This is a genomic window from Enterococcus sp. AZ119, from assembly GCF_050546175.1.
In the GTDB taxonomy this organism is placed as follows: domain Bacteria; phylum Bacillota; class Bacilli; order Lactobacillales; family Enterococcaceae; genus Enterococcus; species Enterococcus faecalis.
The window spans coordinates 372081-396607 of the sequence record NZ_CP172951.1 but is presented as its reverse complement, the minus strand read 5'-3'; the positions used below and the strand labels follow the sequence as shown (position 1 = coordinate 396607).

At 34.0% G+C, this 24527-nt stretch carries 20 protein-coding genes and 1 other annotated feature; of the genes, 5 read left to right on the top strand and 15 right to left on the bottom strand.

The features are described from left to right. Positions 1-4 precede the first annotated feature (4 nt). Complete coding sequence (locus IGL37_RS01970; RefSeq protein WP_002355462.1) at positions 5-973, bottom strand: TDT family transporter; 969 nt, start codon at positions 971-973, stop codon at positions 5-7. A 141-nt stretch (positions 974-1114) separates the two neighbouring features. Here IGL37_RS01970 and IGL37_RS01965 point away from each other — a divergent pair, with 141 nt between their 5' ends. Further along, positions 1115-1942, top strand: a complete 828-nt coding sequence (locus tag IGL37_RS01965; RefSeq protein ID WP_002355461.1) for a LysR family transcriptional regulator — start codon at positions 1115-1117, stop codon at positions 1940-1942. A gap of 47 nt (positions 1943-1989) precedes the next feature. On the opposite strand, the gene IGL37_RS01960 is transcribed toward IGL37_RS01965, so the two are convergent. Together IGL37_RS01960 and IGL37_RS01955 are read right to left on the bottom strand one after the other, a co-directional pair. Further along, entirely contained in the window at positions 1990-2400 is a 411-nt protein-coding gene (locus tag IGL37_RS01960; protein ID WP_002370887.1) for a DUF4809 family protein, read from the bottom strand. A 15-nt stretch (positions 2401-2415) separates the two neighbouring features. Continuing rightward, on the bottom strand, positions 2416-2778 hold the full coding sequence (locus tag IGL37_RS01955; RefSeq protein WP_010822523.1) for a DUF4809 family protein: 363 nt from the start codon (positions 2776-2778) through the stop codon (positions 2416-2418). Positions 2779-2945: 167 nt separating this feature from the next. On the opposite strand from IGL37_RS01955, the gene IGL37_RS01950 reads away from it, so the two are divergent. From IGL37_RS01950 to IGL37_RS01940, 3 genes are all read left to right on the top strand, one after another. After that, on the top strand, positions 2946-3899 hold the full coding sequence (locus IGL37_RS01950; RefSeq protein ID WP_002379088.1) for an L-lactate dehydrogenase: 954 nt from the start codon (positions 2946-2948) through the stop codon (positions 3897-3899). 131 nt (positions 3900-4030) lie between these two features. Beyond that, the gene (locus tag IGL37_RS01945; RefSeq protein WP_002355457.1) at positions 4031-4537 is read left to right on the top strand and encodes a phosphatidylglycerophosphatase A family protein; all 507 of its coding nucleotides are present in this window, start codon (positions 4031-4033) and stop codon (positions 4535-4537) included. Positions 4538-4675: 138 nt separating this feature from the next. Next, entirely contained in the window at positions 4676-5125 is a 450-nt protein-coding gene (locus tag IGL37_RS01940) for a YehR family lipoprotein (protein ID WP_002355456.1), read from the top strand. Positions 5126-5176: 51 nt separating this feature from the next. Here IGL37_RS01940 and IGL37_RS01935 read toward each other — a convergent pair whose 3' ends face one another. The 10 genes from IGL37_RS01935 to IGL37_RS01890 all read right to left on the bottom strand — a co-directional run bounded on the left by IGL37_RS01935 (position 5177) and on the right by IGL37_RS01890 (position 19705). Continuing rightward, positions 5177-6094 (bottom strand): hypothetical protein, encoded by a 918-nt coding sequence (locus IGL37_RS01935; RefSeq protein ID WP_002380063.1) that lies wholly within the window; start codon positions 6092-6094, stop codon positions 5177-5179. Positions 6095-6450: 356 nt separating this feature from the next. Further along, positions 6451-7857, bottom strand: coding sequence for a Na+/H+ antiporter NhaC (gene nhaC, locus IGL37_RS01930; protein WP_033918192.1), 1407 nt, complete (start codon positions 7855-7857; stop codon positions 6451-6453). Positions 7858-7981: 124 nt separating this feature from the next. Beyond that, positions 7982-9400 (bottom strand): tyrosine-tyramine antiporter, encoded by a 1419-nt coding sequence (tyrP, locus tag IGL37_RS01925; protein WP_002355453.1) that lies wholly within the window; start codon positions 9398-9400, stop codon positions 7982-7984. A gap of 202 nt (positions 9401-9602) precedes the next feature. Then, positions 9603-11465, bottom strand: coding sequence for a tyrosine decarboxylase (tdc, locus tag IGL37_RS01920; protein WP_002355450.1), 1863 nt, complete (start codon positions 11463-11465; stop codon positions 9603-9605). Positions 11466-11763: 298 nt separating this feature from the next. Beyond that, positions 11764-13020 carry a tyrosine--tRNA ligase gene (gene tyrS, locus IGL37_RS01915; RefSeq protein WP_002355444.1) on the bottom strand — a complete coding sequence of 419 codons (1257 nt, stop codon included), beginning with the start codon at positions 13018-13020 and terminating at the stop codon, positions 11764-11766. A 191-nt stretch (positions 13021-13211) separates the two neighbouring features. Continuing rightward, positions 13212-13426, bottom strand: a binding site (T-box leader). Positions 13427-13717: 291 nt separating this feature from the next. After that, a complete protein-coding gene (gene cls / locus IGL37_RS01910) occupies positions 13718-15163 on the bottom strand; it encodes a cardiolipin synthase (protein ID WP_002361214.1) in 1446 nt (481 codons plus the stop codon). Between the two features lie 165 nt (positions 15164-15328). Then, the gene (locus IGL37_RS01905; RefSeq protein WP_002355441.1) at positions 15329-15811 is read right to left on the bottom strand and encodes a VOC family protein; all 483 of its coding nucleotides are present in this window, start codon (positions 15809-15811) and stop codon (positions 15329-15331) included. Positions 15812-15833: 22 nt separating this feature from the next. Beyond that, positions 15834-16709 carry an aldo/keto reductase gene (locus IGL37_RS01900; protein ID WP_002392650.1) on the bottom strand — a complete coding sequence of 292 codons (876 nt, stop codon included), beginning with the start codon at positions 16707-16709 and terminating at the stop codon, positions 15834-15836. A 427-nt stretch (positions 16710-17136) separates the two neighbouring features. Further along, positions 17137-17745, bottom strand: a complete 609-nt coding sequence (locus IGL37_RS01895; RefSeq protein ID WP_002361211.1) for a response regulator transcription factor — start codon at positions 17743-17745, stop codon at positions 17137-17139. Further along, complete coding sequence (locus IGL37_RS01890; protein WP_080296937.1) at positions 17726-19705, bottom strand: sensor histidine kinase; 1980 nt, start codon at positions 19703-19705, stop codon at positions 17726-17728. Before IGL37_RS01890 ends, IGL37_RS01895 begins: the two co-directional genes overlap by 20 nt. Positions 19706-20068: 363 nt before the next feature. Between IGL37_RS01890 and IGL37_RS01885 the strand changes: the two genes are divergently transcribed. Next, positions 20069-20197, top strand: a complete 129-nt coding sequence (locus IGL37_RS01885; RefSeq protein ID WP_002361208.1) for a hypothetical protein — start codon at positions 20069-20071, stop codon at positions 20195-20197. 1146 nt (positions 20198-21343) lie between these two features. On the opposite strand, the gene IGL37_RS01880 is transcribed toward IGL37_RS01885, so the two are convergent. Beyond that, complete coding sequence (locus IGL37_RS01880) at positions 21344-22009, bottom strand: ABC transporter ATP-binding protein (protein WP_002361207.1); 666 nt, start codon at positions 22007-22009, stop codon at positions 21344-21346. A 24-nt stretch (positions 22010-22033) separates the two neighbouring features. After that, positions 22034-23941 carry an FtsX-like permease family protein gene (locus tag IGL37_RS01875; RefSeq protein WP_033918193.1) on the bottom strand — a complete coding sequence of 636 codons (1908 nt, stop codon included), beginning with the start codon at positions 23939-23941 and terminating at the stop codon, positions 22034-22036. Positions 23942-24527 lie beyond the last annotated feature (586 nt).

Below are 24527 nucleotides of genomic sequence, written 5' to 3'. Positions count from 1 at the left end.
TTTTTTAATTTAATTCCACTTTTTTCGTGTTATTTTCTCTTTGGAATAAAAAAATGCAATATCGAATGAACACATAACTTACAATAGCCACAGCTAATAAAAGTTCAAAAGTAGACAAAATATTTAACAGACTCGTTAGGCCTACCTTTTCTGCAAATAAAGGTTTAACTTTGACTAATGCTGTCGCAGAAATTACTAATGGGAATGTAAAGGCAGCATAACTTGGATAGAATGTCACTTGCATAATTTTATATAGATTCACTACTACAATCCCATAAATACATTGAGATAAAATTAGCAAGAAAACAACTAATGGCATATACAAATGACCACCCATTGAAATATAGCCAGCTAAACATAACGAACCTGGCGCTGTCATAATCGTCAATAAAGGAATGGTCGATTCAGGCATTTCTTTCGACTTCGTAATTCTCTTGATTAAAATTGGTAACAAGAGTAAATAAAAGAACAACGCTACCCAAAAAACAATTTTTCCCAACTCATTGATAAACAATTGAGAAGTATTAGGAATAACGCCAATGCCGACAAACGTAATAAACCAGCTTGGATAAATATGTTCCAGTTCGATTTTTGTTGGAAAAATATGCACCGCTACAAAATAAATCATTAAAATAAAATGTAAAATCACTGCGCCAATCCACAACACGTTAATCCAAGCAGCATTGGTAAATATCCGATCTAAGAAAACACAGATAACCATTAAAGCCATTGTAAATGTTGGTGATACCGAAGCAATAATTGGATCATCTAAGGTGCTTAATGCATGTTTCATTGTAAAAATAATTTTTAAAATAACTAAAATCATTAAGAGACTGCCAAGTACACAATAAATGGTCCCAATTGTTGCATATCCCAAGGAATAAAGTAAATTCCCCAAAGAAACCATCCCTAAAATTAGTCCGCAAATGGGAATCGGGACTTTCCGCAAGAATTTTTTCGCACTTTCTACCATTATGTAGTCACACTCCGTCTTTATTTATTATTATTGATATTAATCAAAAGTATGTTATTATACTAAATGAAATATTTATATTTGTAAAATAAATATTTGCAATAACAACTATTAAGATAGTAAATAGAAAGAGGCGATTTTATGTTCGAATGGATCAAAACATTTATTGCTGTGTATGAAACCAAAAATTTTAGTGCGGCGGCTAAACAATTGTATATTTCTCAGCCAACTGTTTCTTTGCAAATCAAGAAATTAGAGCAACACTTTTCGATCAAGCTGTTCTATCGTAATGGAAAACAATCGGTTATTCCTACCAAAGAAGCTGATTTTTTATATCCAAAAATGCTCTCGATTATTGAAAGCTTAACCACTTCTTTTGCGCAAGCTGCAGAAAAAGAGAACTTTAAAGAAGACTGCATTATAGCCTCTTCAAATACAGTTGCTATTTATTTACTGCCAGATATTATGGAGAGTTTGGTTACCGCTTTTCCACTCATCAACTTTTCGATTCAACTGATGAATTCAAACGAAGTCGTGGATATGGTTCAAAATAATCATGCCCACATTGGACTAATTGAAAAACCCATTGAAACCAAAAATCTACACAAAGAAATTGTTTATGAAGACCAACTAGTTCTAGCAGGAGATGCCGCTTCAAAATTTTGGCTCTTAAGAGAAAAGAACTCTGGCTTACGTTTTTTCAATGAGCTTTATCTCAATGAACACAGCATCAACTTACCAATTATCGAATTAAACAACAACGAAGTCCTGTTACAATTGCTAAAAAATAACATTGGGCAATCAATTGTTTCTCGATTATCTATTTCCGATGAGATCCCTTGGCAACCAATTGATCAGTCCTTTGCTTCTCGAAAAATTTTCATTGTCCAGACCGATCACCATGCCAATACTTCCTTCTCTGAAGTTTATAACCGAATCGTTGAAAAAATTCGTGAACGACAAGCCTAAAAAACAGGAGAACGACTTAGCTTTCGCTAAATCGTTTTCCTGTTTTTTTATTCATCAGTTTCCTCTACCAATTCAAATTCAAAAGGTTCTAACTCAAATAGTTGGTGTAAAATTTGCTGGGTTTCTTGGAACACTTGTTGTGGTTCTTTAGACAAAAGAGTGCTTTGAATGGTCTGTTTTTTTGATTGAAAAAGAATTCTCGTTTCCTCTTCCTTAAATACAACTTGATGAGTTTCCCTTTCAAACATCGTATATTCTTCGAACATTTCCATAACTAATTTTTGACGAAACCCTTCTTTGAGTGCTAATAAAGTTACTAAATCTGCAACGGTTAGCGTTTCTAACGCAATTGTTTCATCTTCTACATGAACAAGATAATTCGTACACTTCACATTCGGACAGGCATTGCAGCCGCCATTAATCAAGTCTGAGGTAGTTGTTATTTTCACCTGTTTCATCTTAATCCTTCTTTCCTACTTTTCGAGAAAAACACAAGGGGTCTCCTCAAAAATATTCAATAAAATATGATTGACTTCTTGAAAGACTTCTTCGTGATTTCGGCATTGTTTTTCCATTACTAAACGCAGATCATTCACAACAAAAGTCAACGTCGTCGCTTGTTGGGAAACATGTATACAACGGTTGCCTTTAACAAAACATTCTGTTTGTTCTTCAATGCATGGTTCTTTTTGATAGCCATATGCTGAAGCGACACATTCCAGGATTTCGTAGATTTCTATTTTTGGAAGTTCATAGCTACAGCTACCGATAACTAGTTGAAAACGGTTCGGCTGTTTTTCATTATTGCTTGCATAATACACTGTTGTCGTTGTCATTTTGCCTCCTTATCTTCTCTATTTTCCTACTCTTATCATAACAAAAAAAGCACGCTTCCCTTATTTAAATTGTTAATAAAGACTATTACAGATTGGTATAACCACACCTAAAAAGTTCGTGATATAATTCACTAAGAAAGAAATATTACAGAAAGAAGAGATGAACGATGAAAGTATTTAACAAAAAAGTCGCAATTATTGGTACTGGTTTTGTTGGCACAAGTATTGCCTATTCCATGATCAACCAAGGGATTGCGAATGAATTAATCTTAGTTGATATTGACAAAGCCAAATCTGAAGGCGAAGCAATTGACTTATTAGATGGTGTGTCTTGGGGTCAAGAAAATGTAAACGTCTGGGCTGGCGACTATCAAGACTGCCAAGATGCCGATATCGTCGTGATTACAGCTGGTGCTAATCAAAAACCTGGGCAAAGTCGTCTAGATTTGGTTTCAATCAATGCAGAAATTATGAAAACAATTGTTAACAATATCATGAAATCTGGTTTTGATGGAATTTTAGTGATTGCCTCAAATCCTGTCGATGTACTGACTTATGTGGCTTGGCAAGCTTCTGGTTTACCTGTTTCAAGAGTAATTGGAACTGGTACAACTTTGGACACAACTCGTTTCCGCAAAGAACTGTCTCAACGTTTAGCGATTGATCCACGCAATGTTCACGGCTATATTATTGGCGAACACGGGGATTCTGAAGTGGCTGTCTGGTCTCATACCATGATTGGTACCAAACCTATTTTAGAAATGGTGGATACGACAGAGCGCTTAACTAGTGACGATTTACCAATCATTTCTGATAAAGTGAAAAATACAGCTTATGAAATTATCGATCGCAAACAAGCGACCTATTATGGGATTGGTATGAGTACTGCACGCATTGTTAAAGCCATTTTAAATAATGAACAAGCTATTTTACCTGTCTCAGCTTACTTAGATGGGCAATATGGGCAACAAGATGTATTTACAGGGATTCCTGCAGTCGTTGGCAATCAAGGTGTGACTGACATTATTGAATTGAATCTGAATGCCGCTGAAAAAGAACTCTTCCAAAAATCAGTGACACAATTAAAACAAGTGATGGCATCGTTACAACCGAACGCTTAGTAATTTTTAACTAAAAATAACACTTCAACTAAATTATTCTCTACCAAAATAGATTCTAATTCCCCTTTATCGTTCTTTTTGGTACCATGAAAGAAGAACTTCAACTAAAGCAGAAATTAGGAGGACAAAAAATGGTAATCCAAGGAGATACGTTAGAAAATAGCGCACGTCGTTTATTGCAAGAACGTGGCGTAACAATGAATGATTTAGCTGAACTTGTGTTATTTTTACAAAAAGATTATATTGATAATTTAACATTAGATACTTGTTTAGAAAGTGTTGATGCCGTGTTAACAAAGCGTGAAGTACACAACGCGATTATTACAGGTGTCCAACTGGATATTCTGGCAGAAGAAAACAAGCTACTCTCACCGTTACAAGAAATTTTAACGGAAGATGAAGGGCTTTATGGCATTGATGAAATTATGGCGCTCTCCATTGTAAATGTTTATGGATCTATCGGTTTTACGAACTATGGGTATATCGACAAGGTAAAACCAGGCATTTTAAAAGAGTTAAATGCGCATGATGGCGAACATGTCCACACATTCTTGGATGATATCGTGGGCGCAATTGCGGCTGCGGCTGCCAGTCGGTTGGCCCACTCACAACCAGATTTAAGTGATATTACTAAATAAAAAACTTGCCTCTTCATTTTTATGAGAAGAGGCAAGTTTTTTATTTGCTGGACTTCTCACAAGCTTTCTACTTAACAGTAATTATTTGCCGTGTTATGTTACAGTCAAGAATAAACAGCTAAAGGAGGTTATCTAGAAATGAAAAAGTTTTTACGCGTATTTTTAATTTTTATTGGGGTATTCTTTCTTGCAAGTTGCGGTTCAAAAATAGAGACAAAAACCTTTGTAGGTTCGCCACAAGATGGGATTGATTCCACCTTAACCTATACGTACCAAGGAGATAAAGTCTTAACGCAAACGGCTAAAAACATTGTTTCTTATGACAAATTGGGGATTACAAAAGAAGAGGCAAAAACAGCGTTGGAACCCGTTTCTAAACAATATGAGGACATCAAAGGGCTTGATTACAAACTGACCTATGAGGACAAACAAGCCATCGAAAAATTGACGATTAATTATGAAAAACTTGATTATGATAAAGCAAAAAAAGTGGATGGTATCCAGATTGATGGAGATTCTTCTAAGGGAATTAGCATGAAGAAAAGCCAAGAATTGGTGGAGTCACAAGGTTATACAGAACAAAAATAATAAAAGAAAGCGTGCGACAATGGGCATTGTTGCACGCTTTCTTTTGATTATTTAAATCGATGTTGCCATCTTCACTGCCTGAATTGGGTCAAAATGATGGACAGAGTAAACGACTGTACCGGCTTGCCAAACTACTGAGTTGCGATTATAGTCAGTGGTTCCTGCCACGTTCAGTGTGATTTGACCAACGGTATTCGGTGCTGGTAATGTTTCTTGTTCCAAAATGTTGACAACATTTTTCGCTAAATCATCAGGCGATTCACCATTGATATTTGAGGCCCGTACGACTAAACTCCAATTGCCTTCTTGCCAAGATAAGTAACTAGAACCTGCCGCCCCTTGTTTATACCCAGTAATATTGTAACCTAAATCTACTGGTTGACCGCCATTGTCAATGATTTGGTTCACTGCATTTTTTGCTTCGGCATCAGAGCCATATGTTTTTTTCTCAAAAGAACTAATTGGCGTTAACTGATTGACACGTGCATCATTCACTGGAATCGCTTCTTTTTCTGCATAATATAAAACACGGAAATTGTTTTGATCCGCTTGTGAAGTTGTCGCTGCAGTTAAAAAGTTATTCGTTTGACTCGTTAAAATTGCCTGCGGTAAGCCTTGACCAGGAAACATGTTTGCTAGCTGGTTAAGCACTTGGTTGGCTTGGTCATCTGGATTCGCATTTTTCGCTGGTGATTGCTTCTCTGCTGAGCCATTATTTGCCGCTTCCTTCGTAGAAGAAGCTGTTGCTTTCGAATCAGCTGTTGTTGTTCCTGACGGTTTCGCATCACTAGATTTTGTTGCTGCTTTGCTACTTGATTCTTTTGTAGCAGATGCTTTTGTACTCTCGACTGTGGTACTTTCCGCAGCACTGGAACGACTATCCGTATTTTCTGTACTTTTTCCGCCGCCGCATGCTGCTAAAGCAAGGGTTAAAAGAAAAGCACTAGAAATAAGCCCTATCTTTTTCATAAGAATTCCTCCTTGTTTTCCCTACCCTTATTGTACCTTAATCATGTGTATCCGTCACTTGTTTGTGTTTCGTTCTAAGTTGGTTTAAATAACAGAAAGTGGACGGTAGGATTCGAACCTACACCTCAACATTGAGCAAGAATAAACTACTGTTAGTCTCTATGAGTTTAACACCACGTTCATCCACCTATTTGATTGATCCTTTGTATCATAACTTAGAATAATTAAATTGCCTTTAAGGAGCTTCAAAGATTATATGAAGAATTGTAAAAAATCTGTGACGAAAAAACGATTGAACCAATCAGTAGATACACTGAGGTTCAATCGTAACCAATTGTTTAATTATCTGAAAAAACTCACAATTCAACGTTAGTCCCTGGTGCTTTTTTGTTTTCCCCTTGTTGTTTTTTTAAGAATATCCCCAAAATAACGGTGATAATGGGACAAAGCAATGGGAAAAAGGCATATGGTAAGTATTCTAGTGCACCAACTTTTAACGTTCCCATAATGAAGGTACCACTAACTCCCCAAGGAATTAACGAGTTGACTGCCGCCCCAGCATCTGCCAAAGTACGAGTTAAATATTTTTTATCAATACCTAAACGAGTAAATGAGGATTTAAATGTTTCCCCTGGTAAAATAATTGACAAATATTGTTCGCCAACTAGTAAGTTAATTCCCACAGAACTTAAAGCAGTTAAAGCGATTAATTTGGCTGGATTATTCACATAGCCTTTAATTTTATCAATTAAAGTAGCCACGATGTTAAACTTAATCAACAAGCCGCCCAAACCTAATGCCAAAATAATCAACGCAGCAGAACCTAACATGCTTTCAATCCCACCACGAGATAAAAGTGTATCAATACTTTGATCCCCTGTATCTGCCACATAACCACTCATTAAGATGGTAGAAACTTTCGCTAAACTTAGGTGATGATCATTTATAAAAGCTAAGATGACCGCCACTGTAGAGCCGACTAATAACGTTGGAATAGCTGGTACCTTTTTCCAAGCGAATAAGAATAAAACCGCTACTGGCAACAATGTAATCGGTGAAATCCAGAATCCTTGATGTAACGTTTGGATCATTGCATCAACCGATTGTAAATCCGCTGAACCAGATTGATGCCCCAAGAAGATATAGCCGACAATCGAAATAATAAACGCCGGAATAACAGTGTACATCATGTTTAGTATATGTTCAAAAAGGTTCACGCCACCAATTCCAGCAGCTAAGTTTGTTGTATCAGATAACGGTGAAATGTTGTTCCCTAAAAAGGCACCTGAAACAACTGCACCAGCTGTCATCGCATTGTCGAATCCAAGAATATGTCCAATACCTAGAAAGGCAATCCCCATAGTTGAAACAGTCGTAAAGGAGCTCCCTACCGTCACACCAACTAGTGCACAGACCACAAAAACGGTTGGTAAGAAGAACTTCACTGAGATAATTTTAAAACCATAGACCATAATTGTTGGAATCGTCCCAGACAATATCCAAGTAGCAACTAAGACACCTATCAACAAGAAAATAATAATCGGAATGATCCCTGGTTTAATCCCTTCCACAATGCCTTCGTGGATCTCATCCCAAGAAAATCCTTTCCATTTGCCATAAAGCAACAACAACATGAATACAAAAAGAATCGGTATGTGAGGGGTTAATTTTTGACCAATAATTAAGTACCCGAGAATCGCTAACAAGGCAATCAAAATGCCTAAACTTTCAGCGAACGAAACAGTGGGTTTCGTTGATTTCATATGAAAACCTCCTTTTATGGAAAGCGAAAACTGAAGCAATAATCGAACTTGCTTCAGTTTCCAAACGACAATTTACTATAGTCATCAGGTGAAGAGGCACTCAGCAAAATAATTGCTAGCCTTTTTATTCACCTAAATCTTCTTTTACTTCCGTTGCCCAACTTGCTTTTTTAAAGCGATTAATGATTAACGGAATCACAAACATAACAATAGTGATTAATGCAACTAAGACTGCATCAGTCACGGTTGTTGTACCTAATGTGGCGAAAATAACAATGATAACACTAAAAATTAACATTGCTGCCACTAAATAAGCTAAGCCATTACCTTTTTTACCAATTCGGTAAGGACGTAGTGTATCTGGTTGAGATTTACGTAATTTAATTAGGGAAATCGCAATCAATACATACACAATACTATAAATAATTGTTGTTGCATTTGTTAAAGTTAAGAATACAGCGTTGACATCATCCATTACCCCATAAAGTAAAGCGAATAATGAGATAACCACAGATTGTGTTAACACAACGTTACGAGAAACGCCATATTTATTTTCGCGATGGAAACCAAATTTTGGTGGCAATAAGCCATCACGAGCAACTTGAATAATTGTTTTTGATGGTCCAGTAACCCAAGCAGATAATTGTAATAACACGCCTAAGAAGACCATGAAACTAAAGATATTACCAATAATTGTTGGTAAACCTAAAACGTCACAATAAAGCAAAATTGGTTGTGTAATGTTAGACAATTCCATTTTGCCATTTGGAACAATATTAGCAACAAACATTGCATTAATAACGTTTAATAAAACTAAACCAATTAATGAAATGAAAACGCCTTTTGTATAATTTTTTGTTGCATCTTTCAAACGAGGAATATAAACAGAAGACATTTCAATCCCAACAAAGATAAACGCAATCCCTGCTAGATATTTAAATGTGTCCATATTTTCTAAGTTTGGTAAAACTTTTGACCAAGAGAAGGCACCTAAATAGCCGCCAGGTGTTAAGCCTACTTTAATCATTGAAAGAAGACCTAAAACAAACATAACTAATACTGGGATGTAAACACCTAGCCAAACACCAATATTTCCGCCAACTTTCGCCATGTCAAATTTCAAGTTCAAGATTGTAATAATCCAGTAAATCACTAAGATACAACCTAATACGAACCAATGATTTTCACCTAAGTGAACATTACCAAATGTATTACCTAGCAAAGGGCCTAATGTAGAAGCAACCATTACCATTCCTGGGAACATTTGCACCCATAGTAACCAAGCGACAACAAAACCCCATTTGCTACCTAAGGCAGTTTTAACCCAAAGTTGAGGGCCACCTTCTTGAGGAAGCATCGTAGATAATTCACCAGATATCAATGCGATTGGACCAGCAAAGAATAAGACCGCGAAAATTGTGTAAGAAATTAATGTCCAACCAACAGCAGCAAGTGTTGGGATACTACGTACAGTTGCACACAATGCCATTGTTAAACCGATAAAAGTACCTAATTCAATTTTTTTAACTTGTTGTTTATCCAATTTTGTACACTCCTTATAAGATTTTGGATAAGGAGCATGAATGACTGTTATACGCTGAGTAAAACAGTCATTCGACTGCCTCTTACCCAGACAAAGAATTGGTTAAGAGGTTAGCCATCTGATTGATTTATCTCTTAAATAAATCAATCAGACGAACGTTCCCTCATTCGGTTACCATTTCTTTTTTCCGTTTAAGATTCAATTATTTTACGTCGTAAATTTGTTCTAATTTTTCTTGTAAAGCAGCTTGAATCTTAGGAGCGTAAACATCAAATTCTTCTTTATCGTTCATGTATGGAGTCATTACAGCAGCACGTAACACAGTTACTTTACCTGCACGGTTCCATTCTTCGTCACTAAATCCTAAGCTGTTTACAAATTTTAATGGGCTGTTGCCATAATCTGGAATAGCAAAGTCAGTATGTGAAGTAATGAATTCGTTGTTGTAAATATTTCCTTTAACGTATGATGCATAGTCATATACATCATGGTTTAATTTGTTCATTGCTACTAAATCATCGTTGCCTTTTTCTTTAAACACATAGTCAACCATGTTGAAGTCTGGATGAGTTAATGTGTGGACTTCGATTTCTTTGTCGCCAACTTTGAATGTTAAATCATTCAAGAAGTTATAGAAATGATGTGAGCCTTCAATTGAAGCACCAATTAATTTACCATAACCTGCAACGTTTAAAGGTAAAACGTGATGTGCAGCCCATACAGAAGCAGCTGTTGCACCAGCTTTTGAACCTTCAAGGATATAAGCACCTAGTAACGCAGGAATATCGGCACCTTTTTCAAATACGTAAGTTGCGAAGTAAGAAATAACGTCGCGCATACGGATATCTTGGATAACGATACCACCAGCTGAATAAGGGATATAACCCATTTTATGAGGGTCAATTGTTACTGATTCTGCTAATTCGATTGCTTTATATGCATCATACACTTCTCTTGAAATGTGTTCTTTTTTCTCTTTGAAGACACCGTATTCTTCATGAACATCTTGTAAATCTTCGTAAGGGATGAAGTTGTTGTCTTCGTCTAAGAAGATGGCACGTCCATAACCACCATAAGCAGCATCCACGTGTACATAATAGTAAATACCGTCTTTCATTAATTCATCACGTAAAGCAATAATTTTATCGATTGAGTCAACGGCACCTTCTTCAGTAGAACCAACTACACCGACAACACCTAGCACTGGAATTTGTTCTTCTGCTAAGCCACGAACGATTTTTTCTAATTCGTTGATATCCATACGGTAGTTATGGTCAACTGGTACTGGGATAACTTGATCTAAACCGATACCGATAATATCAGCAGCTTTTAACCAAGAATAGTGTTTAGTTTGTGGAACTAACCATTTACCGATTGCTTGTAAATGTTTACCTGAACGAGCTGAATGAGCTTTGATTTCATCAATTTCATCTTCAGCTGATTCTAATAAGTCCATAATTTCTTTTGTTGGCATGTTCAATAGTTCCCAATCTGATTTGCCAGCAACTAATTCTGGTTTTACTTCTTTCATAGCAAATGGTAATGATTTAATGTTACGGGCATACCATAAGCCTTCTAAGTTAGCTAAAGAACCATCAGCAACGATGTGTCCCCAACCATTTTTGTAGCTCATTAAGTGAGCAAATTCATGTCCTACTTCTTCTTCCATTTGAGAAGTTGCTGGAGAAGATTCATAGGCAACGTTGTTCCCGTTCCATAGCATTGCAAAGTTGTAAGCTAATAGAGAAGGCATTAATGTTTCTGAGTTCATATGTCCCCAATATCTACCTGCTGTATGCCATGGAACTGAATGTGTACGCATGCGAGAAGAGATTTCATTCAATACATCTTTCATATGGTTGACAGTTTTTTCGTAGCTTTCAGATGTGCGTTCTTGAGAAGAGATAACTGGCATGTCTTGTGGCATGTAGTTTTGACGCCATCCTAAATGTTCATCTACTAAGTCGATCAACAAGTCTTTATATAATTGTCCGTTTTCGGCTTTGTCCCCAATGAATAGTGCATTAAGGTTCATTTCGCCTTTTGCTAATTTTTCGTTTTTCATACGAAAATTCCTCCTTACAAATTTTAATGAATTAGATTTTGCATTCACAACTTACACCCAAACGGCTAAAGTGTAAAGAAGAAAAATAACAATGGTTATCATAGCTCTTTAATTTTATAATTTTTTCACAAGGTGTCTTGTCAGAACCATTATATAAAAAAATAAGAGTGGGATTGTGTGTACAATCCCACTCTTATTAGGTGTATTAACGGTTTCACCACTACCTGTAAGGAGAAATAGAATTTTAACTTTGATCAAATAATCACACGTCTTCTCTTCGTGAAATTATTATCAATTTCTAATCCATTACTTTTGCTAAAAAGTAATTTTTCTTCCCTTTCCGTACAACAACGAATTTTCCATCGAAATGTTGTGTTGGATCGACTGCAAAATCTAAATCGGTAACTCGGTCACCGTTAATACTTATAGCTCCTCCGCTCACATCTTCGCGAGCTTGACGTTTTGATGGTTCGATTTCTGTGTCAACTAACCAATCTACGATGTTTTTAGCATCTTTGGTAATTTCAACAGTTGGCACATGTTCTAACCCTTGCTCGATTTCCTCAATCGTTAAGTCTTTAATATTGCCTGAGAAAAGAGCTTCTGAAATTTTTTGCGCTTCTTCTAATGCTGCATCATCGTGAACAAATCGTGTCACTTCTTCAGCTAAGCGTCTTTGTGCTTCACGTTTACCTGGTTCTTTTTCAACTTTTTCAGCTAACGCATCGATTTCTTCTTTATCTAAGAAAGTAAAGAATTTCAAGTATTTGATGACATCACGATCATCTTGGTTTAACCAGAATTGGTAGAATTCAAATGGTGAGGTTTTCTTAGGATCTAACCAGATAGCGCCACCCGCTGTTTTCCCAAATTTTGTACCATCTGCTTTTAGCATTAAAGGAATGGTTAACCCGAATACTTTGGCTTCTGGTCCTTCTTTTTTACGAATCAAATCTAATCCTGCAGTGATATTGCCCCATTGATCAGCGCCACCAATTTGCAATTGAATATTATGTTTTTTATGCAATGTGTAAAAGTCAATTGATTGAAGAATTTGGTATGTGAATTCTGTAAAGGAAATGCCACTTTCTAAACGACTAGCGACAATGTCTTTTGCCAACATCGTGTTGACATTAAAGTTTTTCCCGTAATCTCTTAAAAAATCTAATAAAGATAGTTCTGATAACCAATCGTAGTTGTTCACCATTGTTACCTCAGCATCTTTACCAAATAATTTTTTCATTTGGTTTGAAAGACTGTCCACATTATGTTGCACAGCTTCCATCGTTTGTAAGACACGTTCGGTTGTTCGTCCACTTGGATCACCAATTGTTCCAGTTCCGCCACCAATTAAAATGTATGGGTGATGACCTGCTAATTGGAATCGTTTCATCATCATAAAAGGAATTAAATGTCCAATATGCATGCTATCTCCAGTTGGATCGACACCGCAATATAGCGAAATGCTCGTATTTTCTGTAAGTTCTCTTAGTCCTTCTTCGTTTGTTTGTTGATTGATTGCATCACGCCATGCTAGCTCGTCAATGATATTCATGTTATCACCCTCCATATTTATAATTATCTCTTTATAGGAAATCGTTCATTTAACGAAATAAACGATTAACACACTTGTTTTTACACGATATCCCGTGTTTATTTCTATGTATACACGGGTTCACGAAATTTTCTTTGGTCTGCCACGTATTCAAAAAAAGAATACAAAAAATCCCTAAGCCGTCAAAACGACTCAGGGACGAATTTCTCGTGGTACCACCCAAATTTATACATAGTTTAATTTATTTAAAATACTATATACCTCTTAACAAATAACGCTGTTACCCGTGCCCTGTAGGCAGAAGCTCAAGAATGTAATTCGATAAATAACGTGTACTAGTTTCCAGCGCCACTAGCTTTCTGTAACAGTGGTTATTTCTCTACTGCTTTTCTGTCATTGCTTTGTATTTAACTTGTACATGTAGCATATTCCTTTTCGTTTTTTTTGTCAACACTCTTTGCTTAATTTTTTTTACTTTTATAAAAGATGTCCCTTTTTCACAAAAATAAAATAACGAATTCAAAATAATATTTATTTGTTTTAACAGCAACTACAGATAAAAAAATAACGAAAAAATTTAAAAAATATTCTTTAAAATTTTTTTGACTTTTTTTGTGATTTTCTATACTTTTATAAAATTCCCGAAGAAAAATGACGAACTTCGGATCAGAAGTTCGTCATTTTGTGAAAAACAGTTTTAAAGAATTGGTGAAAATAATCGTGAAATTTGTTGTTTAAAAATCAACCATTTTGACATGTCACGTACAACTTCTGGAGTCATTGTTGTACATTTTTTTCGATCTTCTAAGAAAATTGCTTCTAATTGATCAATGATTTTTTTATCATATAACACAGCATTTGCTTCAAAGTTTAATTTGTAACTTCGGATATCTTGATTGGCTGAACCAACTGTGCAGACTTCATCATCCATAATCATTGTTTTCGCATGTAAGAAACCACCGTTATAAATTAAAATTTCAATATTTTCTTTCATCAATAAGCGGCCGTAATACTGTGTTGCTCGATAAATAAACGGATGGTCGGGCTTATCTGGAATCATAATTTTAACATCTACTCCTGAAGCCGCAGCAACCTTTAAAGCAGCCAAGACACTGTCATCAGGAACTAAATACGGCGTTTGAATCCAGACTCTTTTCTTGGCAGAAGTAATCAATTTAATAAAGGCCAATTTAATTTGTTCACGGTCACTGTTAGGACCACTGGCAATCATCTGAATGGATGTATTTGCCTCTGGCACCAATGCTTCAAGTTTAAAGAAATAATCCAATTGATACGCCACACGATTTTTCTCGGGGGAAGAGACGTTCCAATCCATTAAAAAACGCATTTGCAGTAATGAGGCTGCTGGCCCTTGAATCCGTAAATGTGTATCCCGCCAATAGCCAAACTTTTTAGTCGTTCCAGCATATTGATCGGCAACATTAAAGCCGCCAATGTAGCCTACTTTTCCGTCAATAACAACAATTTTCCGGTGATCATGATAATTCAAACGAAACTTCAAAAGTGCTTTTTGAGAAGTAATAAACGTTTGGACAAAACCACCGTTTTTTTTCAATTCATTCAAATGATGAACCTTGGTGCCCTTTGAGCCAAAGGCATCGTAAAGCAACCGCACTTCAACCCCTTCAGCCGCCTTTTCTTCTAATAAGTTCAAAATTTTGGTACCGATATGATCCGTTACAAAGGCATAATATTCAATATGAATAGAGTGCTGAGCTTTTTTTATATCCGCCATCAACGCATTGAATTTTTCCGTACCATCCGTAAAAATTTCAACATCATTTTTCTTAGTCAGAGGCATCCTATTTAACGAGGAAAAAAAGTCTGTAAACTGTTGTTGCTCCTCCGTCGGCATCTTTTGACTATAAAGTTCAAAACTTTCTTCTTGGAAATTCTGAAAATTCTCTAATTCCCGCAAATCACTTTGTTGCAAATAAAATTTCTTTTTGTCGGTTAAACCGCGACCAAAGAATAAATATAAGAAAAAACCAAAAACGGGTAGAGCAATCAGTACGAGTAGCCATGCCCAAATTGCTGCTACATCTCGAGGTTTTAACAAAATGGTAATTCCCGCAATAATTGCATTAATAAAATAAATAACTGTTAAGACGCTAAGAATCAATTGTCTTCCTCCTTTATTTGTTACGTTTTAGTATACCATCAATTACGGATTTGGAATATCTTTTCTTTAGCTGCTTCTGTCTCAAAAAATAAAAAGAGCCCCCATTCTAGTTAGTGATACTAGAATGAGGGGGTCTTTTTGATGTTTGTTTGAAAGTCTTTTAACTTAATTTCGTGTAAATGGACCTTTAGGAGCAATCAATTCTAAATTTGTACCATCTGGATCGGTAAAGTAAGCAACCCCTGTACCAAAACCGCTCTTCAAGCCATCTTCTTCTTGGAATGTAATCGGCTCTCCATCAGGTTCTACGCCAATCGCTCTTAAACGTGCAACAGCTGCATCAATATCTTCCACTTCGAAACACATATGCATTGCACTAATTTGTTCGTTGGAATAAGAAGCTTTTTCTGATTTTGGTTTAACATATTCTAATAAATCAATATTGATGTTTTCTAGATGCACATTGGCATACTTGATTAATGTATCATCTAACCCTTGTGTTTGGGCCATCCGTTTTCCACCAATTTCATCACGATTTGCGATTTTTGTTCCTGTTAATGCTTCATAAAACTTCACTGATTCATCCAAATTACTGACTGTAATCCCCACGTGGTTGACTACTGAAAAACCTTTAACTGCTTCACTCATTGTATCTCCTCCTAGTTAATTTTTAGAAATCAAACGTGTCTGGATCTGGTCCCACACGTAACGATTCATTCAATTGGTTGATTTGTGCCATTTCTTCTGCACTTAGTTCAAAATCAAAGACCGCTGCATTGCTAATCATCCGTTCTTTGTGGACAGATTTCACGGCTAATAAGATATCTTGTTGAATATCCCAACGTAAAATCACTTGGGCTGCTGATTTATTATGGTTCTCAGCAATCGCCAAAATGGTTTCGTTCGATAATAATTGACCTTGCATCAATGGTGACCAAGCTTGGACTTTGATATCATGTTTTTCACAGAAATTACGCACTTCTTTTTGATCCAATTTTGGATGTAGTTCCACTTGGTTAATTACCGGAACAACTTTTGCATAAGAAAGTAAATCTTCTAAATGATGAACTTGGAAGTTGCTGACACCAATTGCTTTCACTTTTCCTTCGGCGTATAAAGTTTCTAAAGCTTGCCATGATTCTTTGTAAGAATTATTTCCTGGCCAATGAATTAAATACAAATCTAAATAATCTAAACCTAAACGTTCCAAACTATCATTGAAAGCTTGAATTGTTTCATCATAGGAAATATGTGCGTTCCAAACTTTCGAAGTAACAAATAAGTCCTCACGGTTCAAACCAGTTGCCGCTAAGCCTGCTTTAATTCCCGCTCCTGTGCCAGATTCATTGCCATAGATTTGCGCTGTATCGATTAAACGATAACCATTGATAATCCCTTCTTCGACCACTTTTGCTGTCTCTTCATCTGGTATTTGGAATACCCCGAGACCCATTCCTGGAATTTTAGTGCCGTTGTTTAATGTTACTGTATCTGCTAGTGATGTAATCATTTGATTCGCTCCTTTAACGTTTTCTGATATCATCATATACCGTGCCGTACATGCTGTATAGTACGTACTTTTTCGTTTCATAGGAACCAAAAAGTGCGCTTTTTGGTAAATTCGCTTTTTTAGCCTGAAAAATTTTTAACTTTTTTTATTACCTGAACTGCCAGAAACAAAATATACTAGTTTTTTATTAGTTTTTCAGGTATCAGCAATAAAGTTACTAACTGATTTTGGTAGCTTCAATGAAGTTCCATTGATTAATTTTTCATATAGCTAAAATCTAGCCTTACTCCGAGGAACTTGCCATAGGCTTCTTTTAATGTCCAAAAAAAGAAGTTACTACATTAGTACAATTTAAAGTTGTAATTCTCTGAATATCTACTTCTAACAGATAATCTGAAATTACAATAATAAATTTGTTATAAGAATACAACACACTAAATTCTGTTTATTCCAACAAAATTTATTATTGAAGGCGTACATTTATAATACCCAGTTCAATTGCTTTAACAACTGAAGCAATTGCAGAGTTTGTTTCTAACTTTTCATTGATGGAATAAACATAGTTACGAAGAGTTCGGTCAGTAATATTCATTTTGGAAGCTATTGCTGATTGTTTTACTCCTTGCGATAAAATTCTTAATACTTCTTTTTCTCGAGGAGTAATTAGGTTGTGCTTTAAATCATGTCTACTTGTTTGAGGAAATATTTTTTTGTCTTCATAGCTTATTTTTTTCAAATTCTCAATCAAAGAGTCAACCGCTATATGTTTGTCTAAAAAGCCATTAGCTCCGATACCAATTGCTTTATCTCTATACTCTGCTAAATCAAATCCAGATAAAAAAACTAATTTTGTTTTTGTTTTTCTCAACACTTCTTCTCCCAATTCCAAGCCATTGAACATACCCATGTGAATATCCATCAAAATTATCGATGGTCGATATGTTTCAATCATTTCAAAAACCGTGATTGGATCTGAAATATATCTAAACTCTTTAACATCTGCATAGTTTTTTAAAGTCATCTCGAGACTTTTCCCAATCAATTTATGGTCATCAACTAGTAATATTTTCATATTGCTCTCCCTTCATACAAGGAATAGTGACCCAAACTTTCGTACCGCTGTTTGGACCTGGTAAAGACAACATCTTAAATGAACCATTCAGCCAATTAATGTCATTTTTTATCGAAAGTAGGCCGATGTGATCATTCGTCTGAATTAACGATTTTTCAAACTCTGAAATATTGCCAACCCCTACTCCATCGTCTTCTACTATCAACTGAATCTCAGCGTTGTCTATTTCAACTGTTACTTTTCCTATTTCAGCATCTGCGTGTTTTCCAATATTTTCATTTAACTCTTTCACGATCCGATATAGTGGAGCAATAACATGCTGTGGTATTATTTCCTCAATACTATAATCCAATATAAACTCTGTCTTCGGATATTTTTTATTAAAATCATCAATTAATATTTGTAAGTTTTCTTTAAAAGTAAGATGGTAAAGCGTTGATGGATACGTGTTAAAGATTTCAGAACGTATGGAACTAACTAATTTTGAAAACTCCTCATTAATTAAATCCGTAACCATGACATCTCCTGACAAATTTGATATTAAAGTATGGAGTCCAATAACAGACTGGAGTATGTTATCGTGAAGATAATTAGCGTAATTTTTCTTCTCAATCTCCATACTATTAAATAGCTTGATTCTTAACAATTGACAGACCTCTATTGGATCTTTCACATAACTTTTGCTATTTAAGTGAAGTAATCTTACGGTAATTATCAAGGTTCCATGTTGTTCTACAGTTTTATGTATAGATTTCAAATCAATATCATTGTCATTGTTTTCAAAGAAAATCCAAACTGTATATCCAGAGATTATTATGGGTATACAGGTATATTCTTTTTTTCGAAACTTAATTTTTTGTTTTTGTTTTTTTAGTGAATGAATCTCTTTTTTTAGTGAATTAAAAACTGTTTCACCTTTTTGACATAGTAAATAACACCCTTCTTTTGATTCAACAAATACAGCTAGTCTTTGGCTCGCAGTTAATTCTTCTAATTTATCGAGCAATAATTCAGATACATTATTGAGAAATTGCGAGTATGTAACTTGATCTAGTACTTCTAACTTTTCGTTATTTAAATTCCTAAAATTATTTTTTAATTGTTTTACTTTATTTGAACGTATTGCATTTATTGATAGATGAGTCAAATAACATACTAGGGCGAAAAGAATAGTCAAAATGAAACTTTTCCAGAGAACAATACCAATTACTTCTAGAATTAAGAAGAAAAATGCACTATATACTAAGATACAAAACGCTAACAGAAATTTTTCAGATAATATAATCTCTCTTTCCTTAACGAGAATATAAACTACACCAGTTGGTAAAATAGTAACTAGTATGGTAGTTTTATCCCAATCATAAAAAGATAACTCTGGGAAAAGCAGGCATATAAAATAAAATAAGATAAGTAGTACAAAAGAGAGTAGTAATGAAGTAATCAAAACTTTATATTTTAGTGCACTAAAAAAAAATTTCTTTTCTTTAATAATTGTTAAATAATTGACAGTAATTGACGAAATCATTAACAAGATCAAAGTAGGTCCTACATAAAAATCAAGTAACAGAGCCAAATAGCTGTATAGTGAAACACAACATAGAAGAATACGATTTTTATTAAGTTTTTTCTTATCATCTACATGTATAAAGGAATACAAAAACAGATAAAGGGTTAATGGATGGCAACATAAAAGAAATAGTCCTACTAGCTTTAGAACCCATATATCCGAGTAAACCAATAACACTGTCCAACCCAAATAGAAAGTTAATGAAAAAAAAGATAATGAATATAGTTTTTGGGGGAGCTTTATATAGACAAAACTTCCTAAAAAAATGATATATATACTGCATAGTAAACTTAGGAAGCTCATTTCTTTTTCCATAAATGCTGAGTAAATAACAATATATGATATGGTAACCAACCATTTCAAACCAATTCCAACTTTCTTTCGCTTATCCACCAAGTACTTTCTCCTCGTAATATATATTTTGAGAGAATGCTTATCCCTTCATTCTATCCTATGGGCTATCCCCCAATTTTTTTAATAAAAATAACGGTTTTTACTTAGATACTGTGTAACATTCCTGAATAACAAGTCTTAGAAAAAACTTACGAGAAGATGTTAGCTCTCCTTGTAGCTAGTCTGCGATAAAAAGTTTGCCTAGATCATTGGTATAGCCTCCAACAAATTAGCCGAGTCCACCTCTAGTAGAGATTAGGCGGCTATCCTAATGAGAGAAACTCAATGAATTCGAGCAAAGCTGTCGTTAAGCAACGCAATTTCGAGGTATCTTACAGTACCTATGCAAATTCCGAGTAAATAATGATAAGATCCTTTCACAGCAAACTTTTTGTCGGTTTAGATGTTAGTTCCGAGAAATTAGATGTTCGCTTTATGACAGACAATCCAACATTACCTGTGCCAAAAGAAGTATCATTTGAAAATAATTAAATTGGCGAAATCCCGAAGAAATTGCGAAAGATATTTTGACCCATTCATAGTTCTTATCGTTTAGGATAGGTTTATCAGGACTCGTAGACCTTGGCTTAAGTGTTTTTTAGCAAAAAAATACAAAGTCTAGATAAACTAATTAGGTATTTGTACAAAACCATTGATGATTTAGTCGTTATATTCCCTGAATATCAATATTTAACCAGCATTCCATGAAGCAATCCTTTTTATATCGCTGATTTACTCCCTGAAATTGATTCTTTAACCGTTTTTCCGATAAAACCAAGTTAGCGAAACATGCTGGTTTTCATTAATGATTAAATCAATTAAGTAACTCTGAATACGGAAACACACCTATAGTCAAACAAGGCAAGCGTTATCTCCACTATTATTTAGTTAAGTCTAACTAAGTCCATGGAGAGATATGAGCCTAAACGCAATATGTATTATAAGAAAAACTACTAGAAAATAATCGGATATAACATATTTTTTAAGTACTTAATATACTGACAAATCTTCCCACGTTAAAAAAACGCTTACATTAAATTATATAACGCTTTCTATTCGACTAAGATAATTATTCTTACTTGAAGTATAAATCAGACCGAACTTATAAAAAAATCATCACTCTAATATCTGAGTGATAAAAAGTAATGAAGATTAAAAAATGACCGGGATTTCACTAACATTCTGCGAACTAAATCATAAAACAGGAATACATAGTACATTAAGTTCTACTATATTCTATTTCTAATTCATCTGAGCAATTCAATCTAAGTCTTATTTATACTATACATATTAACACACACTGACGCTCATTACTAATTAATTTAATACTAATTAGTTGACAAATAATCTTTTTTAGTTTCATGCCTAAAGAATAGATAAAACTTTGACAAGACTATTCGTCTATTATTTTTCTATAACTTCATTTTTTTTATTTAAAAAGACAATATTAAAAGGGCCAAGAAGAACACTCCTAAGCCCTCGCAAAAATTCAAATCTCTAGCAACAAGTTACTGAACCTTTATTTGGTGTAATAACTTCTTCAATACTGTCCAAATCTTCGAAATCAAAATCATGTAAAAACATTTTTTATTCCTACTTCCTTCTTTTTTTTGATATCCCATAAAAAATTAAAATATCCTAAGTTATGATTTGTCCTTCTTCTAATTTAAAAACTTGATCACAGAATCGCTCTACAGATTCATCATGTGTTACAATAATAAAAACCTTGTTTTCCATAAATGGAAGCGTTCGAATCAATTTCAAGAATGCATCTGTATTTTTTTTATCTAAATTACCTGTAGGTTCATCAGCCAAAATAATTTTAGGTTCCATTAGTAAACAACGGGCAATTGCCGTACGTTGTTGCTCACCACCAGAAATTTCATTTATATATTTTTCTTCAATCTTCTTAATTCCTAACCAATTGACTAGCTGTTCATAATTATCTGAATGATTTTCAATCTTTTCACCTTTTAAACGAAGCGAGAAAAGAATGTTTTCTTTTACATTTAGAAAGGGAATCAAATTAAAATCTTGGAAAATGAATCCAATATCATTAGTACGTAATTCAGCTAATTGATTACTATTAAATTCTGTGATGTTCTTATCCCCTATTTTCACTTCCCCTTTAGTGGGATGAATTAACCCACCAATAATGTTCAGCAAAGTAGATTTACCTGAGCCAGACGGTCCCACTAAAGCATAAATATTACCTTTCTCCAAAGTAATTGTTATACCATTTAGAACTTGCTGAGAGTGTCCATTTATTCCGTATTCCTTTTCGACAGACTTTAGTTCAATCATATTTTCACCTTCCTATTCAGATTCTTACTTCCTATTTTTTTCTTTTAAAATAACTCTAGAAATTAAAATAATCCCCAAGACAAGTATCAAATAGATAACAACTAATATTGAACATACTTGCAAGTAAGGAATATTAATGACAGGTTTGAATACAATAACTTCTTCCATCATCTTAATCCCACCTTCAGCAAATGTAAGCCCGAAAAGCCAACCTAAAACAACACCTAAAATATAGATAATAGACATTTCTATTAACATACTGATTAGCAAAACTTTTCTTTTCATCCCCATAATTAACAATCCTTTGTATATTCTTTGTCTAGAACTAATTGAAAGAATAAACATATTTAATATGATTGCTCCACTGAAAAAGATCAGCGCATAAATAAATGCTTCAATCATTTCAGTTTGTTTAATTGCTTGATTTTTGTATTTATCTTTTAGATCACCAATATTCATTAAGTTATAATTTTTAATAGATAAATACTTTGTGAATTCTTTTATTTCTTCATCACTCAGCCGATTCAAATAGATTGTGTTGTAAATTCCTTTAACATCCTTTCCAAATAAATACTCTGTTAAAGCAGATTTGGATGTAAACACTTGTTGTAGATCCAACGGCTGATAAAAATCTTTCGGACTAATTTTTATAGATTTGTCTTTATCAAAGGAATAATCTATGACTTGATTACGTTTGATCTTTGATTTTTCAGCTAACTGTGACGGAAATAATACATTCAAACTATCATTATTTAAATCAAAATCTTTAATATTAAACTCTTTTTCCATTTCTAACACTTGAATATTTTTGAAGTTAGAAGAAACGCCTGTCAAAATCAAAGTGTTTTCATTATTTTCTTTTTCAATCTCCATACTTAAAGCAATCTCAAAAGTTGCATGTGGATATAAGTTCTGCAAATAAGCCTTAACTTTTTCTTCTTTGACCTCAGATAATTCATTCATCACAAGTATATGTTCAAATCTATAGGTCTCATCTACCTTTTGTACAACAGCTTCCTTGACAGAATGAAAAAAGGTTAACATTCCTACTAGAAGCATAACTGAAAAGGCCAATGTAGATATTAATGAGCTGATTCTTTTAATATTCCAGCAATTTTCTTCCACAGCAACGAACAAAGAAAGTCGGTTAAAACGGAGCGACAAAAAACGAAGAGACGCCAAGGTCCCTGCTATTAACGGATCAAAAATCAAGATTAAACCTGTAAATAGTAAAATTATTTTCATAGTTGTGTATCCACTAACAATTGAAACAATCAAAAGGATAATACCTAAAGCTAACTTGATTCTAAATAAAAATTTTTCTTTAATAGTAGGTTGAGACTTAAACGTGCTGCCTTCTTTCTGTTTACTTTCTACTTCGATATTCATACTTTTTAGATTTTTTGAACCGCACCATATAAAAAATAAAATTGCAGAAACAATAACTAGTAGATAAATATAAATTGGAATATGTTCGACCTTCATGTCTTGATAATTAGACAAAAATACTCTTGAAAACACTATGCCTGTGAAAAGTCCAATAACGGCTGTAACAGAACTTAGCAGAAAGCTTTCAATACTTAAAATCTGCTGAATTTTTTTGTATTTCATACCTAACTTATATAGCAGTTGGAATTCTTTCTTTCTCCCTTGAATAACAATCGAGTATGTATTATAAATAATAAATAAAGAAAAACCTACAAGAACTCCCGTCCCTAATTGTAAAAATAATTTCATATTTTTAAAGTCTTTTTTTAATAAATAGTCTGCTAACTCATTTTCAATTCTGTAGTTTATTGTATAAATAACTCCTAAAGAAAATGTCAATAGCAGCATTGTTACAAAAAATATCAATATGATGAAAAGAAACTTACTACTATTTTTTTTAAAATTTTCTCGAATATATATCCACATATTTCTCACATCCTTCATAATGTCTTCAAAAAGATTTTAATGCTTTCTTAAAAGAAAGAAGTACTTGTATTAGACTTATAAATGCCATTACATAGACGAAAATGCTTAGTACTGTTGAACTAAATCCAAATACGTTTAGATAATTCAATGTTATACGTATAATAGAAAAAATCCCTGCAATACCAATAACATATGAAAGAATAAAATAAAGAAACAATCCAATCATTTTTTTGTTTTGAAATTTTTTTAAAATTGAGGTCTCTTTTTTTATTACTCCTGCAAGAAGCAACAATAACTGCCATCTTGTCCCTTCACTACCATATATGATTGTAAAAATATGGTATCCATCACTCGTTGATAGCGGTAATAAACTACTAAAAAGATACCCTATATTAAGAAGAGCTATATAACCAAACCACCAATTATTTGTAATGATAAATAAGCATAATGAGAAAAATATCAGTATACAGTAGTCACATTTAAAATTGAAAAATTTATCTGGCTTATGTAAGAATCCATTAGTTGAGCTGGAAATTTAATAATAATTGGAAATCCAATTAACATTACAGCTATCAACAATAAATTTAAATAATATATGCCTTTA